The sequence below is a fragment of the Pseudomonas sp. RHF3.3-3 genome, assembly GCF_048069595.1.
In the GTDB taxonomy this organism is placed as follows: Bacteria; Pseudomonadota; Gammaproteobacteria; order Pseudomonadales; family Pseudomonadaceae; genus Aquipseudomonas; species Aquipseudomonas fuscovaginae_B.
The window spans coordinates 3,442,849-3,459,194 of sequence record NZ_CP182250.1; the positions used below are offsets into that span (position 1 = coordinate 3,442,849).

The following is a 16,346-nucleotide window of genomic DNA, read 5'->3' on the forward strand; positions in this document are numbered from 1 at the left end:
GCCATTGCACCTGCGGGCAAAGTAGCCCGGAACTGATTATCCGGATGGTTTGCCATGCAGAAAAAACACCTGTTGCTCGCCGTGCTGGTCACGGCGGTCTGGGGCCTGAATTTCCCTGTCACCAAGCTCGGCCTGGCGCGAGTCGATCCCTTGCTGCTGACCGCGTTGCGTTTCACCCTGGCGGCGCTGCCGGGGGTGTTTTTCATCCGCCGTCCGCAGGTGGCCATGGGCTGGATAGCCGCCTACGGGATGATTTTCGGCGTTGCCATGTGGGGCCTGATCAACTTCGGCATCAGCCTGGGAGTGCCGCCGGGAACGGCTTCGTTGCTGATCCAGACCAGCGCCTTCTTTACCCTGGGCTGGGGCGTGCTGCTGTTTCGCGAGACGCTGAAAGCGTCCCAACTCGTCGGCGCGTTGCTGGCGGCCCTGGGGTTGGCCTGCGTGCTGTTCGGCAGCCCGGTGGGGGCGAGCAGGGCCGGCCTGCTGCTGGTGGTATTGAGCGCCGTGGCCTGGAGCCTGGGCAACGTGCTGATCAAGCTGTCACGGGTCAGGGAGGTGTTTGCCTTTGTCCTCTGGGCCAGCCTGTTCGCACCGTTGCCACTGTTGCTGCTGGCCTGGCTCCGGGGCGGCGTGACTCCCTTCGTCGAACTACCGGGGCAGATCGGCGCCGGCCTGCTGGGCTCGCTGGCGTTTCAGGTGTATGGTGCCACGCACCTGAGCTACTGGGGCTGGAACCTGCTGTTGCGCGAGTACCCGTTGTCCCGGGTGGCGCCGCTGTCATTGCTGATTCCGGTCTTTGGCATTCTCGGCTCGATCCTGCTGCTGGGGATCTGGCCAAGTCCGGCGGGTTGGCTGGCGAGCGCACTGATTTTCTCGGCGCTGCTGGTCGGCTCGACGAATGGGGTCTCGATGCTTTTCCGACAAAAATACTAGGACTTTGTCGAGTGGCGCGATTTGGCGTAGACTGACAGCAATCTGTGAGGAGATTCCATGAGCGCCATAACCATTACCGATGCCGCCCACGATTATCTGGCGGACCTGCTGTCGAAGCAGAACACTCCAGGGATCGGCATCCGCATCTTCATTACCCAGCCGGGCACCCAGTACGCAGAGACCTGCATTGCCTACTGCAAGCCGGGCGAGGAAAAACCGGAAGACACCGCGCTGGGCCTGAAAAGCTTCACCGCCTGGATCGATTCGTTCAGCGAGGCGTTCCTCGATGACGCGGTGGTCGACTACGCCACCGACCGCATGGGCGGCCAGCTGACCATCAAGGCGCCGAACGCCAAGGTGCCGATGGTCAATGCCGACAGCCCGATCAACGAGCGCATCAACTACTACCTGCAAACCGAGATCAACCCGGGGCTGGCCAGCCACGGCGGCCAGGTCAGCCTGATCGACGTGGTCGACGACGGCATCGCCGTGCTGCAGTTCGGTGGCGGTTGCCAGGGCTGCGGCCAGGCGGACGTGACCCTGAAGGAAGGGATCGAGCGCACCTTGCTCGAACGCGTGCCCGAGCTCAAGGGTGTGCGTGATGTGACCGACCATACGCAGAAAGAAAACGCCTACTACTGAGTCCGGTAGCAGGGCGTTCGCTGCCTTGAGTCGCAAGAAACGGTGCCTGTGAGCACCGTTTTTTATTGGGGGCAGGATTTGTGGTGCCTGTGTCGGCCCATTCGCGGGCTTGCCCGCGAATACGTCCTGAAGCTCGCTAGCGCCCCCGCAGGTAGTCGCGCAACCGCTCCTGCAGATACGGCACCCCCAGCGGATGCTCCAGGTACTCGGCAATCGGCATCATCCGCCAGTACTGTCCCTCATCGCCAAAATGGATCGCCTCGATCTCCGCCGGGACCAGTTGCCCCACCAGAAACCATGAGTGGCTGCCTGGCTGGGTGACGCTGGGGTAGCGTCGCGCCCACTCGATGCGTTCGGCGCCGATCCGCAGGGAGAACTCCTCGTCCAGTTCCCTCAGCGCGCATTCGCTCGGGGTTTCCTCGCCTTCGCGGCCACCGCCGGCAAAGTCCCAGTGGCCAGGATAGGGGATGCCGTCCTTCATGTCGCGCAGGTAGGTCAACAACTGATCGCCGCAGAGCAGTGCCAGCTTGGCTCCGGAAAACGTCGGTTCGGGCATCGTTCTTTTCTCCGCCTGTTCAGGGTCGATACAAGTGGGCATGACCGGCCCGATACAGGGATGATTCGCTGAAATGGTCGCTGCCCAGTACCCGTCCCACCAGGATCAGCGCCGTGCGCCGAAATCCCTTGGCCTCGACCTTGGCCTGGATGTCCGCCAATGTGCCCTGTACCCAGTCCTGGTCGGGCCAGGTGGCGCGGTGAATCACCGCAACCGGGCAGTCCGCGCCGTAATGAGGCAGCAGCTCGGCGACGATCTTCGCCAGATGGTTGACCCCCAGGTGAATCGCCATGGTCGCCTTGTGCCGGGCCAGGTCGCCCAGCTCCTCGCCTGCGGGCATCGCGGTCTTGTCGGCGTAACGAGTCAGGATCACGCTCTGGGAGATATCCGGCAGTGTCAGCTCGGCACCGAGCAGGGCCGCGCAGGCAGCGGTGGCAGTGACCCCGGGGACGATTTCGTGGGCGATGCCCAGCTCGCGCAGGTGGCGAATCTGCTCGCCTATGGCGCCGTACAGCGAGGGGTCGCCGGAATGCACCCGGGCCACATCCTGGCCGCGGGCATCGGCCGCCCTGATCAACTCGATGATCTGTTCCAGGTGCAGTTCGGCGCTGTTGATCACCTGGCTGGCGCCATGGCCCTCCAGCACGGCCGCAGGTACCAGTGAGCCGGCATAGATGATCACCGCGCAACTGCGGATCAGGCGCTGGCCCTTGACGGTAATGAGTTCCGGATCGCCGGGGCCGGCACCGATGAAATAGACGGTCATAAACTTCTCTGAACGGGCTGCGCGCAAGGTTCCATGGGCACCGGATTTATCCGCGAAGCCCTGACGGCAGTCGCTGGTTTCGCGTCGAACGCACGCGGAGCTCGCCGGGTGGGTTTGCGGGTAAATCCTGGGTTCACATGAACAACGCTCATGCAGGAGGAGGGGATTATCCAGGGTTTTGCCCGGTCCAGGCCAGTGCGAAGGTCGCCTGCGGGTGCTTCTGGCGTGAAATCAGCAGGCTTGCCGGGGACTGTCCCTGTTGTTCGGCCAGGGCCAGGGCGGCACTTTCGGCAACGCCGTGGCAGCCGGTATGGGCGAAAGCCAGGCTGGAGCGATGGCTCAGATGTGGCTCGTAGGGTTGCAGCGCCGTGGCGCTGAAGAACAGCAGTGGCAGTTGCAGTTGTCGAGCAAGTTCCAGCAATCCCGGCTCATGGCGTTTTCCATCGATACTGGCCAGTCCGGTGACTGCCGAGAGGTCGAGTCGACAGCTCTGCAGGGCACTTTCCAGCAGTTGCCGCAGGACCGACGCCTCGCAGCCTTGCCGGCAACCGAAGCCAGCCGCCAGGGCTGGCTGCGCGGGGGGCTTTGTCATGCCCGGTGCCGAGTGTCGGCCTTGCGACGGAACAGCCAGGCGCTGATCAGGCCCAAGGCCAGCCAGAACACCGCGTTGGTCAGTTGCGAGGCGATCTTGAACTGCGCCTCCAGCGCTTCTGGTGCCAGGCTGGAATGCACGTCCGGTTGCGGCGCGCCGATCACGTGGGGCACCACGACAATGGCCACGCCCAGCAGCTTGAGCAGCCAATGCCGGCCGAACACGACCAGGGCGATGGCCACGGCAGTGGAGGCCGCGGTGCTGGCCCACCAGATCTGCCGTTGCAGCAGGTCCGCCGCGGCGGTGCCGGGCAGTTCCGGCGGCAGGCCGAGGGTCGGTGCCAGGCAGAAGGTGGCGTAGCCGGCCAGCCCCCAGAGCAGCCCCTGGGAGGTGCGATTGGGCGTACGCAGGGTATACAGGCCGGCGAGCATCAGGGCGAAACCGACCGCGACCACCAGGTTGCCGCCGGTAGTGGAGAGCACGCGCTGCCAGCCATCTTCCGGCTCCCACGCGGCTTCATCGTGGCCTTCGTGACTATGCCCGGCCATGGCGGCGCCGGTGTGCTCATGGGCTTCGCTGGCCGGGGCCTTCTCGTAGGTTTCCGCTTCGAGAATCAGGGGGGCGACCCAGAAGCTTTGCAGCAGGGTCAGCAGCAGGGCGGCCAGCAGTCCGCTGAAACCGGCGGTTTGGGCGATACGCTTGATCATGGCAGGGTTCTCGGTGGCACGGCTCAGTGGCAAGGGAAGGCGGCGCTGTGACGTGTATCGTGGGCGGCGTTATGGACCGCATCGATGTGCGAGAACCCGGCGAAATAAACCAGCAGCACGCCGAGGACGCTGGCGCCGATGGCGGCGACGAGACGTTGGCTGCGGGTCGATGTGACGGTGCCGGAATGGCTGGCGGTGGTGACGGACATGGCGCTTCCCTCTGGGTCTTCAGCAGGCGGCCACGCGCAGAAAAACCTCGGCGGGCCGGGCCCGGAGGTTTCAACAGCGCCTGCCCACCGCAGGTTTGTCATTCGATATTTCCGGGCCGGTCTCCGGGCTCGCGAGGGGTTCCAGCCTGGCTCGAACCTTCCAGCATCACCTTCCCATGCCGGCTGGCACAGTGGATCTGACGCTTCTCTCGCTTACCGTTGCGGGGGCAGCACCGGACTTGTCAGGCATGATGAAGCATCCGCCGACGCACCGGTTTCCCGTTTCACCCTGTGAAGGGCACCCAGAACAGGCGAGTAGGAAAGCATGCCATCTACCGGTGCGTCAACTGAGCTGCAGGGTGACCACCGGGTCGAGAAAAGGTGGGGAGGGCTGCGGTAAAAAGCCGAACCTAAAGTTATTTCTAGAATAATAATCCCAATAAAAACAACTAGTTAGATAATGCTTTTAATCTTATCTCTGAGCTGATCGATCGAAAACGGCTTGCCGATCACCTGCATGCCGGCGGGTACTTCGAGGCTGTCGGCGTAGCCGCTGGCAAACAGCACCGAGAGTCCGGGGCGGACCTGGCACGCGGTCCTCGCCAGGTCTCGGCCGTCCATGTCGGGCAAGCCGACATCGGTCATCAGCAGGTCGATGGGGGTGGTGGTGTCATTGAGAAACTCCAGGGCCGCGTCGCTGCCGCTGGCCTCCAGGACCCTGAACTCCAGTTCCTCCAGCACATCGACAATCAGCATGCGGACAATGGCGTCGTCTTCGACGACCAGGATGGTGGAGCTGGCTGCGCACATAAGGGGTTTCCCAAAAAAGTGAAAGCGGAGCAGGAAGGTGCCTGTCTTTTGTATTGGTAAGCGGCCAATTGCCACAAGTTCTATTTCTTGTACAAAAATATTTTGCTGTACAAGAGAGTAGGATAGCGGGTCTGATTGATGCTGGGCAGTGCGAGGCAGGAAAATGCCTTCTACGCTGTGAGAAAAATGGATCCTTTTTTTACAAAATTACGTCAAACTCCTTGGTTTTCAAGACTTCCTCCGGGGCCCGAAATGAATTCACCGTCTTCGGTTGATGAGAGCAGTTTTCGCAAACTCCTGAGTCGCAACATCAGCTTGCCGCTTGGGGTGGGTGTGCTCAGCGCAGTGTTCTTCGTTTCCCTGATCAGCTATCTGCTTTCGGTGATCCAATGGGTGCAGCACACGGACCGGGTGATCAACAACATCAATGAGGTGATGACGCTGTCTGTGGACCTGGAAACCGGCATGCGCGGTTTTCTGATCACCGGCGATGAGCACTTCCTCGACCCCTATGAAGTCGCCAGGCCGAAGATCATTGCCGAACTGCGCGGCTTGCAGCAGTTGGTGGCGGACAACCCGCAGCAGGTCGATCGTTTCAGGCGCATCGAGGCCCTGCAGGGGGCCTGGACCGAATACGCGCAATCGATGATCGATCTGCAGCGCAGTAAGGGCGACTATCGCGAAGCGATCAAGGCCGGGCGTGGCAAGCGCCTGACCGACGAGATCCGCAGCGAGTATGCCAATGCCATCGACACCGAGCAGCAACTGCGCCTGTCCCGCAATGACGATGTGCGGCGTACCACCCTATGGAGCATCACTGCCTATCTGGTCTTCGTGCTGGGCCTGAGTGCGCTCCTGGCTTACGTTGGTAGAAGGGATTTACTAAATCTTTCAGCGAGTTATGGGAAGAATCTCGAGTCGCAACTGAAGAGTTCCGAGCGCCTTGAGAAGCAGGCCTGGCTGCGTGGCGGTCAGAACGAACTGTCCTCGCAGATGCTCGGCCAGCTCGGGCTGAGCCCCCTGGGGCGCAATATTCTGCAGTTCTGCGCCCAGTACCTGGGCAGTGCCGTGGGTGTCCTGTATGTCCGTGAGGAGCATGGTGGTTTCCGGCGCATCGCCACCTATGGTCTGTCTCGCGAGCAGGAGCAGCAGCGGGTCGAGGTCTTCACCGATGAAGGTATTGTCGGCCAGGCCGCCACCGAGGACCGCCTGATTCGTCTCGACGGACTTCCGCAGGACTACTTCAAGGTCAGTTCCGGTCTCGGCGAGGGGTTGCCACGCCACGTGGTGGTGGTGCCGACCCGCGACGATGGGCGAGTCAACGGCGTGATCGAACTGGGCTTCCTGCGTGAGCTCGTCGAGCGCGACATCGAATTGCTGGAGCTGATTGCCGGCAGTATCGGCACTTCCGTCGAGGCCGCCCGCTATCGCCAGCGCCTGCAGGAGGTACTGGCCGAGACCCAGCAACTCAACGAAGAGTTGCAGGTGCAGCAGGAGGAGCTCAAGACCGCCAACGAGGAACTGGAGGAGCAATCCCGGGTACTCAAGGAGTCCCAGGTGCACCTGGAGACCCAGCAGACCGAGCTGGAGCAGAGCAACGAGCAGTTGGCCGAGCAGGCCACTGCCCTGGCCGAACAGCGCGACGCACTGGACCGCAAGAACAGCGAGCTGAACCAGGCACAGGTCGAGCTGGAAGAACGGGCCGATCAACTGCAGCGTTCGAGCCGGTACAAGTCCGAGTTCCTCGCCAACATGTCCCACGAGCTGCGCACGCCGCTCAACAGTTCGCTGATCCTGGCCAAGCTGCTGGCGGAGAACCCCCAAGAAAACCTCACCGACGAGCAGGTCAAGTTCGCCGAGTCGATCTATTCCGCCGGCAACGATCTGCTCAACCTGATCAACGACATTCTCGATATCGCCAAGGTCGAGGCGGGCAAGCTTGAGGTGCGCCCCGAGAACACCAGCGTGGCACGGCTCGTTGAAGGCCTGGACAACCTGTTCCTGCCGCTGGCGAACGACAAGGGCCTGGGATTCAGCGTGGTGATCGAGGAGGGCGCGCCCGAGATGCTGTTCACCGATCGCCAGCGCCTGGAGCAGGTGCTCAAGAACCTGCTGTCGAACGCGCTGAAGTTCACCGAGCAGGGCCATGTCAACCTGACCGTTTCCAGCCGGCCCGGTGTCGGCATTGTCTTCAGTGTGCGCGACACCGGTATCGGCATTGCCGCCGAGCAGCAGGAAAGCATCTTCGAGGCCTTCCACCAGGCCGATGGCACCACCAACCGGCGCTACGGCGGTACCGGCCTGGGCCTGTCCATCTCCCGCGACCTGGCGGCGCTGCTGGGCGGTTCGATCAGTGTGGCCAGTGAGCCGGGTCGGGGCAGTGTGTTCACCTTGGCGCTGCCGCGCGAGTACACCATGGCCACCAACGAGGTCACCCAGGCTCCGGTGCCGGCCCACGTGCCGTCGATCATGGCGGCCAGCCCCCGTGTCGAGCCGCCGGCGGCGATCGAAACGCCGATCGAGCGTTTCGCCGACGATCGTGACAAGGCGCCGTTCACCACCCGCAGCATCCTGGTGATCGAGGACGAGCCGAGCTTTGCCCAGATCCTCTACGACCTGGCCCACGAACTGGGCTACCAGTGCCTGGTGGCCCACGGTGCCGACGAGGGCTTCGGGCTGGCGGCGCAGTTCATCCCGGATGCGATCCTGCTGGACATGCGCCTGCCCGATCACTCCGGCCTGACCGTGCTGCAACGCCTCAAGGAGCAGGCGTCTACCCGGCACATCCCGGTGCACGTGATTTCCGTGGAGGACCGCGTCGAAACCGCCATGCACATGGGCGCCATGGGCTACGCGGTCAAGCCGACCACTCGCGAGGAACTCAAGGAGGTCTTCTCCCGGCTCGAGGCCAAGCTGACCCAGAAGGTCAAGCGCGTCCTGCTGGTCGAGGACGACGACCTGCAGCGTGACAGCATCGCCCGGCTGATCGGCGACGACGACATCCAGATCACCGCGGTGGGGCTGGCTCAGGAGGCCCTGGACCTGCTGCGCGAGAATGTCTACGACTGCATGATCATCGACCTCAAGCTGCCGGACATGCTCGGCAACGAGTTGCTCAAGCGGATGTCCACCGACGAGATCCGCTCGTTCCCGCCAGTGATCGTCTACACCGGACGCAACCTGACCCGCGATGAAGAGGCCGACCTGCGCAAGTATTCGCGCTCGATCATCATCAAGGGCGCCCGCTCGCCGGAGCGCCTGCTCGACGAAGTGACATTGTTTCTGCACAAAGTCGAATCGCAGTTGTCCCATGAACGTCAGCGCATGCTCAAGACCGCCCGCAGCCGCGACAAGGTCTTCGAAGGTCGCAGGATCCTGCTGGTGGACGACGACGTGCGCAACATCTTCGCCCTGACCAGCGCCCTGGAGCACAAGGGTGCGGTGGTCGAGATCGGGCGTAACGGCCGCGAAGCGATCGAGCGGCTCAATGAGGTCGAGGACATCGACCTGGTGCTGATGGACGTGATGATGCCGGAAATGGATGGTTATGAAGCCACCGTCGAAATCCGCAAGGACCCGCGCTGGCGCAAGCTGCCGATCATCGCGGTGACGGCCAAGGCGATGAAGGACGACCAGGAACGCTGCCTGCAGGCCGGCGCCAACGACTACCTGGCCAAGCCGATCGACCTGGACCGCCTGTTCTCGCTGATTCGCGTGTGGTTGCCGAAAATGGAAAGGATCTAGTGCAGCAGAATATCGACATTGAAATACGCCTGTTGATCGAGGCGATCTACCTCAAGTACAGCTACGATTTTCGCGATTACTCCGGTGCATCGATCAAGCGCCGGGTCGTTCACGCCATGCGCCAGTTCGACTGCGCAACCATCTCCGCGCTGCAGGAACGGGTCCTGCACGACCCGGCGGCGTTCATGCAACTGCTGCAGTTCCTGACCATTCCGGTCAGCGAGATGTTTCGCGACCCCAGCCATTTCCTGGCGATTCGCCAGGAGGTGGTGCCGCTGCTGCGGACCTACCCGTCGATCAAGATCTGGGTGGCCGGCTGCAGCACGGGGGAAGAGGTCTACTCGATGGCGATCCTGCTGCGCGAGGAAGGCCTGCTGGAACGCACCATCATCTACGCCACCGATATCAATCCCAGTTCGCTGGAAAAGGCCAAGCAGGGGATCTTTTCCCTGGACAACATGCCTGCCTATACCCGTAACTATCAGCTGGCGGGTGGGCAGCGGGAGTTTTCCGAGTACTACACGGCCGCTTATGGCTATGCGATTTTCGACAAGACGCTGCGTGAGAACGTGACCTTCGCCGATCACAGCCTGGCAACCGACAGCGTATTCTCAGAAACTCAATTAATTTCATGTCGTAACGTATTGATTTATTTCAATAAAAAGCTTCAGGATAGAGCCTTTGGCTTGTTTCACGAGTCGCTCTGCTACCGGGGGTTCCTCGCGCTGGGCAACAAGGAAACCCTGGAATTTTCCTCCTTTGGCAAGCAGTTCGAGACCTTGGTCAAGCAAGAGCGGATCTATCGCAAGCTATGAACAGACTGGCCCTTGAGTTCACCCAGCGACAGCGTGTCGAAGCCATAGCGATGGGGGCTTCGGCTGGCGGTGTCGAAGCGTTGCTGACGGTGTTCGGCGAGTTGCCGAGAGGTTTCGGCCTGCCGATCATCGTCGTGCTGCACCTGCCCGAGGAGCGCCAGAGCCACCTGGCCGAGGTATTCGCCCGGCGTGTGCCGATGCCGGTCAGGGAACCGGCCGACAAGGAGCTGATCAGCCCCGGCACCCTGTATTTCGCGGCACCCGGCTATCACCTGTCGGTGGAGCAGGACCGCACGTTTTCCTTCAGTTGCGAGGCGCGCGTGCACTATTCGCGTCCCTCCATCGACTACCTGTTCGAATCGGCCGCCGATGCCTATGGCTCACGACTGCTGGCGGTGCTGCTGACCGGAGCCAACCACGATGGCGCCGGCGGACTGGCCCAGGTCAAGGCCCAGGGTGGCCTGACGGTGGTGCAGGACCCGCGCGAGGCGCGGGTGGCCACCATGCCCGAGGCGGCCCTGGCGCTGCATACTCCCGACTACATACTCCCTCTTCGCGGCATTGGCCGCCTGCTTGCCGAGCTGGAACGAATCGCATGCTAAGTACTATCCAGGCCAAACTGCTGATCGTCGACGATCTGCCGGAAAATCTGTTGGCGCTGGAAGCGCTGATCAAACGTGAGGATCGTGTCGTCTACAAGGCCCACTCCGCCGACGAGGCCCTGTCGCTGTTGTTGCAGCATGAGTTCGCCATGGCCATTCTCGATGTGCAGATGCCCGGCATGAACGGTTTCGAACTGGCCGAACTGATGCGCGGCACGGAAAAGACCAAGAACATTCCCATCGTCTTCGTCAGCGCCGGCGGGCGTGAGCTCAACTATGCCTTCAAGGGTTATGAAAGCGGCGCGGTGGACTTTCTCTACAAGCCGCTGGACACCCATGCGGTGAAGAGCAAGGTCAACGTCTTCGTCGACCTGTACCGGCAGAGCAAGGCCATGAAGCAGCAGGTCGAGGCCCTGGAACAGAGCCGGCGCGAGCAGGAGGCACTGCTGCGCGAGCTGCAGGCGACCCAGGAGGAACTGCAACGCGCGGTGCGCATGCGCGACGATTTCATGTCGATCGTCTCCCACGAGGTGCGCACGCCGCTCAACGGGCTGATCCTCGAAACCCAGCTGCGCAAGATGCATCTGGCCCGCAACAACGCCGCGGCCTTCAGCCTCGACAAGATGACGGCCATGGTCGAGCGTGACGAGCGGCAGATCCGGAGCCTGATCCGGCTCATCGAGGACATGCTCGACGTGTCGCGTATCCGTACCGGCAAGCTGTCGATCCGCCCGAGCCGCTTCGACCTGTCGCAGTTGGTGAGCAAGCTGCTGGAAGGCTTTGCTCCCCAGGTCCAGGCTGCCGAATCGACCCTCAACTTCGAGACGAGCGGGCCGGTGGAAGGCAACTGGGACGAGTTCCGTATCGAGCAGGTGGTTTCCAACCTGCTGACCAACGCTGTGCGCTACGGTGCGAAAAGCCCGATCGATGTCCGCGTCTATACACGGGACAATCAGGCCTGCATCGAGGTCCGTGACCGCGGTATCGGCATCAGCGAAGAGAACCAGAAACGTATCTTCCAGCAGTTCGAGCGGGTTTCGGCGGCCCATGCGGTCGCCGGGCTGGGGTTGGGCCTGTTCATTTCCGAGCAGATCGTCGCCGCCCATGGCGGTACCATCACGGTCAGCAGCCGGTTGGGTGAAGGCTCGACCTTTTGCGTTCACCTGCCGTTACAGGAAAACCGGTAAACCGACGCAACCTCCGGGCGGGCCGGTGGTCGTATGGGCAGAATTTTGAGAATGAAGGTTTTCCATGAGTGAAGATGCACAAGACGTCGTCCTGATCGTCGAGGACGACCCGTCGATCCTGATGGTGTTGTCGGCCTATCTGTCCAGTGTGGGCTATCGGGTGCTGCAGGCCGAAAACGGCGAGCAGGCATTCGAGATCCTGGCGACCAAGCCCAACCTGGACCTGATGGTCACGGACTTCCGGCTGCCCGGCGGGATTTCCGGGGTCGACATCGCCGAGCCCGCGATCAAGCTGCGCCCGGACCTGAAGGTGATTTTCATCAGCGGTTATCCGGCGGAGATCCTCGAGACGGACAGCCCGATCACCCGCAAGGCGCCGATCCTGGCCAAGCCGTTTGACCTCGATACCCTGCAGGAGCAGATCCAGCGCCTGCTGGCCTGACTCAGGCGTTGATCATTTCCCGCACCCTGGCCGTCAGCAGGTCCAGATTGAAGGGCTTGGTGATCATCTGCATGCCCGGATCGAGGAAGCCGCCGCGTACCGCCGCATGCTCGGCATAGCCGGTGATGAACAGCACCTTGAGCCCGGGGCGCAATTGGCGACCGATCTCCGCCAGTTGCCGGCCGTTCATCCCCGGCAGGCCGACATCGCTGATCAGCAGGTCGATGCGCTGGCCGGACTCCAGCACCGGTACGGCGGCATTGGCGTCCGCCGCCTCGACGAAGTGGTAGCCCAGCTCGCTCAACACATCGCGCACCAGCACCCGCACGGCCGGGTCGTCCTCGACGATCAGCACGGTTTCGCCTTGCGCGGCGTGTGAGGTCGGCAGCAGTTGCAGCGAATCGTCCTGCAGTGTCGGCTCGCCCTTGTAGCGCGGCAGGTAGAGGTTGACCGAGGTGCCCTGGCCGACATGGCTGTCGATGCAGACGTGGCCATGGGACTGCTTGCTGAAACCGTAGATCATCGATAGGCCGAGGCCGGTGCCCTGGCCGATCGGTTTGGTGGTGAAGAACGGGTCGAATACCCGGCTGATGATGCTCTCCGGCATGCCGCAGCCGGTGTCGCGGACCTGCAGCAGCACATAGTCGCCGGGTTCCAGGTGGCCCTGGGTCTGGGTGAAGGCCAGGTCCAGCGTCTGGTTGGAAGTGCTGACCAGCAACTGGCCGCCGTCCGGCATGGCGTCGCGGGCGTTGATTACCAGGTTGAGCAGGGCGCTTTCCAGTTGATTGGGGTCGGCTTCGGCGGTCCACAGCGCTTCGGCCAGGTTCATGCGCAGTTCGATGCTCTCGTCCAGGCTGCGATGGAGCAGTTCGCCCATGGATCTGACCAGCTCGTTCATGTCCACCGGCTTGGAGTCCAGCGACTGGCGTCGGGAGAAGGCCAGCAGCCGGTGGGTCAGGCCGGCGGCGCGGTTGGCCGAGGTCACGCCGAGGTCGATGAGGTTTTCCAGGTCTTCCAGACGCCCGCGCGCCAGTCGGCGCTTGAGCAGTTCCAGGCTGCCGATGATGCCCGTCAGCATGTTGTTGAAGTCGTGGGCAATGCCGCCGGTCAGTTGGCCGACCGCTTCCATTTTCTGCGACTGGCGCAGGGCTTCCTCGTTGTGACGCAGTTGTGCGGTGCGTTCCTCGACCTGTTGCTCGAGGGTTTCCAGGGTTTCCTTGAGTCGCAATTCGCTCTGGCTCAGGTCGATCAGCCGGTCGCGGGCTTCGTACTGTCGCCTTCGGCCGCGAATGGCCGACGTCACCTGGCTGACCAGGGTCGCCGGATGAAAGGGGCGCTCGAGGAAGGTGACGTTGCCCAGCTGGCTGCCGAAGCGGGAAGAGGCCGGTCGTTCCGGGCCGCCATGATGGGTCAGCAGGACGATCGGCAGGTCCGACCAGGCCGGTTGTTCCTGCAGGTGCTGCAGCAGCGGTTCGAGGTCGGTCGTCTGCAAGGCCTCGATGGCGATGATCAGCAGGCCGGCACCGAGCTTCAGTTCGTCGCACAGTGTCGGCAGGTTCTGCGCGATCACCCCGCTGAATCCGGCCTGTTCGAGGACCATCCGCGCAATCTGGCTGTCGCGCCCCCAGGGCGCGAGAATGATCGCCCGTTCGGAGACCTCGTCGCGCAGACTCACAAGTCTGCGTCCTGCAGCAGCGGCAGGTCCTCGCCGAGATAGGTCGGAACGCCGCGCAGCACGCCCTGGAAGGCCTCCAGCGGTTCGCCGATGGTCATCCCGCGCGGGCTGATGCGGTATTCGCGAATGGTCGACTCATGGGAGCCGGTGCGTTTCTTGATGATCGACATCGCCCGGCGCACCTGGCCGAGGGCCTCGAAGTAGCGCAGCAGGATCACCGTGTCGGCCAGGTAGGTGATCTCCACCGGGGCCTGCATGTCACCGACCAGCCCGTGCTGGGCGACGGTCATGAACGTCGCGGCGCCGCGGCGATTGAGGTACAGCAACAGTTCGTGCATGTGCAGGATCAGCGCGTTTTCTTCCGGCATGGCCGCCTGGTAGCCGTTGATACTGTCGATCACCACGGTCTTGATATGGCCCTCGTCCACGCAGCGCCGGACCTTGTGGGAGAACTCCCCGGGGGAGAGTTCGGCGGCGTCGACCTGGTCGATCCACAGGTTGCCGGTGGCGCGCAGGGCGGCAAGGTCGATGCCGATGTTCTTCATGCGCTCGTACAGCAGGCCCAGTTCCTCGTCGAAGATGAACAGCGCGGCCTTTTCACCGCGGGCCACGGCTGCCGCGGCGAAGATCATCGCGATCAGGGTCTTGCCGGTACCGGCCGGGCCGAGAATCAGCGTGCTGGAGCCGGTTTCGATGCCGCCGCCGAGCAGGGCGTCCATCTCCTTGATACCGCTGCTCAGCTGCTGGCGCAGGTACTCGCCGCGATGCTCGGCCGCCACCAGGCGCGGGAATACATGGACGCCGTCGTTGCTGATGGTGAAGTCATGGTAGCCGCCGCGGTACTTCTGCCCACGGTACTTGACCACCCGGACCCGGCGCCGTTCGGCGCCGTAGTTGGGCGCCAGTTCCTCGAGCCGGATCACCCCGTGGGCGACGCTGTGCACGGTCTTGTCGAGAGATTCGTTGGTCAGGTCGTCGAGCAGCAGGACCGTGGCGTCGTAGCGCACGAAGTAATGCTTGATCGCCAGGATCTGCCGGCGGTAGCGCAACGAACTCTGGGCCAGCAGGCGGATCTCGGACAGGCTGTCGAGCACCACGCGGGTCGGCTTGACCCGTTCGACCGCCTCGAAGATCTGCCGGGTGGCTTCGCCCAGTTCCAGGTCCGAGGAATACAGCAGGCTCTGCTGGTGTTCGGTATCGAGCAGGTTCTCCGGCGGCGTCAGCTCGAAGATCTCGATGTTGTCGTCGAGGTCCCAGCCATGGGAGCTGGCCCCCTGGCGCAGTTCCTCCTCGGTTTCCGAGAGGGTGATATACAGCGAGCGTTCCCCGGCGGCGGCGCCAGCCAGGAGGAACTGCAATGCGACGGTGGTCTTCCCGGTACCGGGTTCGCCTTCGAGCAGAAATACATGGCCGCGGGACAGGCCGCCGGAAAGAATGTCGTCCAGGCCTTCGATGCCAGTGGCTGCCTTGGGTGTGCTGGGGGCAGTGGATGTAGTCAATTCCAGGGGCTCTTTTGACTGGGAGTTCCTTACTGGACCTTCAGCGTCACCCACGGTTCCCCACTTCAACGGCGCTATTGTGTCTGTGTGGGAGGGCTACAGGCCTTGCTGCAACGCCGGGTCATCCGGATTCTGCTGCTCCAGCTGGGCCAGCAGGATCTGCACGTTCTGCAACTGGCCGCTTTCCTTCCAGTAGGCGATCAGCAGTACCCGGGCCTTGCGGTTCGCCGGGTGGCGCTGGACCAGTTCCTCCAACTGGCGCTGGGCGGCCTCGAGCTGGTCGAGATCATGCAGGGTCGTGGCGAGCTTGAAGCGGTACTCGCTGTTGTCCGGCTCCAGTTCCACCGCCTTGGCCAGGCTCAGCAGCGCATATTCGCTCTGCCCGTGGTGCAACAGCCACACACCCAGGGCATGTTGCAGGTAGGCCGACTGCGGTTGCAGCTCCAACTGCCTGGCCAGCAACTGGCGGGCCTGGTCCGGCTGGTTGCGTTTATCCAGCAGTTCGACCTGCGCGACCACTGCCTTGAGGTTGTTCGGCTCCAGTTGCGAGACGCGTTCCAGGGACTGCTGGGCTTCGTCCAGCTGCCCCTCATGCAGGTACAGCCGGGCCAGCTGGAACTGCGCCTCGGCGCTTTCCGGCTGGGCCTTGAGGGTGCGTTCATATTCGTCGACCACCTGCTGCAGCGGACCGAAGTACAGTCCCTGGTCGTCCGGTGAGAGGCCGAGCATGGCATTGGCCGCGGCGAAACGGACTTCCTGTTCGCTGTCTTCCAGCACCGGCCCCAGCAGCAGGCTGCGCTGGGCCCCTGGCACCAGCCCGACGATGCTCTGGATCGCCGCTTCGCGCACCAGCGCCGACGGGCTCTGCAGGTCCGCATCGGCCAGTTTCAGTGCGCGCGGGCTGGGGTAGTTGGGCAGTTCGGCATGCAGCGCGGCGCGACGGATGTCCGAGAGGTCGGTGCGCGCCAACTGCTGATAGAGCACCCGCGCGGCCCCCGGCAGGCCGTTGTGCGCCTGCTTGAGCGCCTGGCCGTAGTTGACGTGCGGCGCCTGGGGCGCGGCCAGCTTGCCGGGCAGCTTGTGCCAGATGAAGCCGAGGGCGAGCAGTAGCGACAGGCTGATCAGCAGATAGCGGCGGGGCTTCGTCATGCAGGGTCCGTGAGCTGG

At 63.1% G+C, this 16,346-nt stretch carries 15 protein-coding genes, 2 pseudogenes and 1 riboswitch; of the genes and pseudogenes, 8 read left to right on the forward strand and 9 right to left on the reverse strand.

Annotation, left to right across the window (positions count from 1 at the left end; genetic code table 11):
• The first annotated feature begins 54 nt into the window (after positions 1 to 54).
• Both ACMGT0_RS15645 and nfuA read left to right on the forward strand, forming a co-directional pair.
• On the forward strand, positions 55 to 933 hold the full coding sequence (locus ACMGT0_RS15645) for an EamA family transporter (protein WP_416773357.1): 879 nt from the start codon (positions 55 to 57) through the stop codon (positions 931 to 933).
• Between the two features lie 57 nt (positions 934 to 990).
• Positions 991 to 1,575, forward strand: a complete 585-nt coding sequence (gene nfuA, locus ACMGT0_RS15650; protein WP_054058162.1) for a Fe-S biogenesis protein NfuA — start codon at positions 991 to 993, stop codon at positions 1,573 to 1,575.
• A 136-nt stretch (positions 1,576 to 1,711) separates the two neighbouring features.
• Here nfuA and ACMGT0_RS15655 read toward each other — a convergent pair whose 3' ends face one another.
• The 6 genes from ACMGT0_RS15655 to ACMGT0_RS15680 form a co-directional block, all read right to left on the reverse strand.
• Positions 1,712 to 2,131, reverse strand: a complete 420-nt coding sequence (locus tag ACMGT0_RS15655; RefSeq protein WP_054062238.1) for an NUDIX hydrolase — start codon at positions 2,129 to 2,131, stop codon at positions 1,712 to 1,714.
• A gap of 19 nt (positions 2,132 to 2,150) precedes the next feature.
• The gene (gene cobM / locus ACMGT0_RS15660) at positions 2,151 to 2,897 is read right to left on the reverse strand and encodes a precorrin-4 C(11)-methyltransferase (protein ID WP_416773360.1); all 747 of its coding nucleotides are present in this window, start codon (positions 2,895 to 2,897) and stop codon (positions 2,151 to 2,153) included.
• Between the two features lie 166 nt (positions 2,898 to 3,063).
• Positions 3,064 to 3,489 (reverse strand): cobalamin biosynthesis protein, encoded by a 426-nt coding sequence (locus ACMGT0_RS15665; RefSeq protein ID WP_054058159.1) that lies wholly within the window; start codon positions 3,487 to 3,489, stop codon positions 3,064 to 3,066.
• Complete coding sequence (locus ACMGT0_RS15670; RefSeq protein WP_054062237.1) at positions 3,486 to 4,196, reverse strand: CbtA family protein; 711 nt, start codon at positions 4,194 to 4,196, stop codon at positions 3,486 to 3,488. The genes ACMGT0_RS15665 and ACMGT0_RS15670 overlap by 4 nt, the downstream gene beginning before the upstream one ends.
• Before the next feature lie 23 nt (positions 4,197 to 4,219).
• On the reverse strand, positions 4,220 to 4,405 hold the full coding sequence (locus tag ACMGT0_RS15675; protein WP_054058157.1) for a CbtB domain-containing protein: 186 nt from the start codon (positions 4,403 to 4,405) through the stop codon (positions 4,220 to 4,222).
• Between the two features lie 96 nt (positions 4,406 to 4,501).
• Positions 4,502 to 4,726, reverse strand: a riboswitch (cobalamin riboswitch).
• A 132-nt stretch (positions 4,727 to 4,858) separates the two neighbouring features.
• Positions 4,859 to 5,215, reverse strand: coding sequence for a response regulator (locus ACMGT0_RS15680; protein ID WP_416773363.1), 357 nt, complete (start codon positions 5,213 to 5,215; stop codon positions 4,859 to 4,861).
• A gap of 252 nt (positions 5,216 to 5,467) precedes the next feature.
• Between ACMGT0_RS15680 and ACMGT0_RS15685 the strand changes: the two are divergent.
• The 6 genes and pseudogenes from ACMGT0_RS15685 to ACMGT0_RS15710 form a co-directional block, all read left to right on the forward strand.
• Positions 5,468 to 7,628: pseudogene (locus ACMGT0_RS15685) on the forward strand (CHASE3 domain-containing protein); the annotation flags it as partial.
• Between the two features lie 71 nt (positions 7,629 to 7,699).
• Positions 7,700 to 8,959, forward strand: a pseudogene (locus ACMGT0_RS15690) (response regulator); the annotation flags it as partial.
• The gene (locus ACMGT0_RS15695) at positions 8,959 to 9,774 is read left to right on the forward strand and encodes a CheR family methyltransferase (protein WP_054058155.1); all 816 of its coding nucleotides are present in this window, start codon (positions 8,959 to 8,961) and stop codon (positions 9,772 to 9,774) included. The pseudogene ACMGT0_RS15690 and the gene ACMGT0_RS15695, both read left to right, overlap by 1 nt.
• On the forward strand, positions 9,771 to 10,376 hold the full coding sequence (locus ACMGT0_RS15700) for a chemotaxis protein CheB (RefSeq protein WP_054058154.1): 606 nt from the start codon (positions 9,771 to 9,773) through the stop codon (positions 10,374 to 10,376). The genes ACMGT0_RS15695 and ACMGT0_RS15700 overlap by 4 nt, the downstream gene beginning before the upstream one ends.
• Positions 10,370 to 11,563 carry a hybrid sensor histidine kinase/response regulator gene (locus ACMGT0_RS15705; protein WP_054058153.1) on the forward strand — a complete coding sequence of 398 codons (1,194 nt, stop codon included), beginning with the start codon at positions 10,370 to 10,372 and terminating at the stop codon, positions 11,561 to 11,563. The genes ACMGT0_RS15700 and ACMGT0_RS15705 overlap by 7 nt, the downstream gene beginning before the upstream one ends.
• A 64-nt stretch (positions 11,564 to 11,627) precedes the next feature.
• Positions 11,628 to 12,005, forward strand: coding sequence for a response regulator (locus ACMGT0_RS15710; protein WP_054058152.1), 378 nt, complete (start codon positions 11,628 to 11,630; stop codon positions 12,003 to 12,005).
• Position 12,006: 1 nt separating this feature from the next.
• Here ACMGT0_RS15710 and ACMGT0_RS15715 read toward each other — a convergent pair whose 3' ends face one another.
• From ACMGT0_RS15715 to ACMGT0_RS15725, 3 genes are all read right to left on the reverse strand, one after another.
• Positions 12,007 to 13,680, reverse strand: a complete 1,674-nt coding sequence (locus ACMGT0_RS15715) for a response regulator (RefSeq protein ID WP_054058151.1) — start codon at positions 13,678 to 13,680, stop codon at positions 12,007 to 12,009.
• Complete coding sequence (locus ACMGT0_RS15720) at positions 13,677 to 15,179, reverse strand: ATPase domain-containing protein (RefSeq protein ID WP_054058150.1); 1,503 nt, start codon at positions 15,177 to 15,179, stop codon at positions 13,677 to 13,679. The genes ACMGT0_RS15715 and ACMGT0_RS15720 overlap by 4 nt, the downstream gene beginning before the upstream one ends.
• A gap of 96 nt (positions 15,180 to 15,275) precedes the next feature.
• The gene (locus tag ACMGT0_RS15725; RefSeq protein WP_054058149.1) at positions 15,276 to 16,328 is read right to left on the reverse strand and encodes a tetratricopeptide repeat protein; all 1,053 of its coding nucleotides are present in this window, start codon (positions 16,326 to 16,328) and stop codon (positions 15,276 to 15,278) included.
• Positions 16,329 to 16,346 lie beyond the last annotated feature (18 nt).

Excerpts from the sequence above, each read along its gene's own strand:
- ACMGT0_RS15710 (WP_054058152.1), top strand. The coding sequence starts at position 11,628 with ATGAGTGAAGATGCACAAGACGTCGTCCTGATCGTCGAGGACGACCCG.
- ACMGT0_RS15675 (WP_054058157.1), bottom strand. The coding sequence starts at position 4,405 with ATGTCCGTCACCACCGCCAGCCATTCCGGCACCGTCACATCGACCCGC.
- nfuA (WP_054058162.1), top strand. The coding sequence starts at position 991 with ATGAGCGCCATAACCATTACCGATGCCGCCCACGATTATCTGGCGGAC.
- ACMGT0_RS15645 (WP_416773357.1), top strand. The coding sequence starts at position 55 with ATGCAGAAAAAACACCTGTTGCTCGCCGTGCTGGTCACGGCGGTCTGG.
- ACMGT0_RS15655 (WP_054062238.1), bottom strand. The coding sequence starts at position 2,131 with ATGCCCGAACCGACGTTTTCCGGAGCCAAGCTGGCACTGCTCTGCGGC.
- ACMGT0_RS15680 (WP_416773363.1), bottom strand. The coding sequence starts at position 5,215 with ATGTGCGCAGCCAGCTCCACCATCCTGGTCGTCGAAGACGACGCCATT.
- cobM (WP_416773360.1), bottom strand. The coding sequence starts at position 2,897 with ATGACCGTCTATTTCATCGGTGCCGGCCCCGGCGATCCGGAACTCATT.
- ACMGT0_RS15670 (WP_054062237.1), bottom strand. The coding sequence starts at position 4,196 with ATGATCAAGCGTATCGCCCAAACCGCCGGTTTCAGCGGACTGCTGGCC.
- ACMGT0_RS15665 (WP_054058159.1), bottom strand. The coding sequence starts at position 3,489 with ATGACAAAGCCCCCCGCGCAGCCAGCCCTGGCGGCTGGCTTCGGTTGC.
- ACMGT0_RS15700 (WP_054058154.1), top strand. The coding sequence starts at position 9,771 with ATGAACAGACTGGCCCTTGAGTTCACCCAGCGACAGCGTGTCGAAGCC.
- ACMGT0_RS15705 (WP_054058153.1), top strand. The coding sequence starts at position 10,370 with ATGCTAAGTACTATCCAGGCCAAACTGCTGATCGTCGACGATCTGCCG.
- ACMGT0_RS15725 (WP_054058149.1), bottom strand. The coding sequence starts at position 16,328 with ATGACGAAGCCCCGCCGCTATCTGCTGATCAGCCTGTCGCTACTGCTC.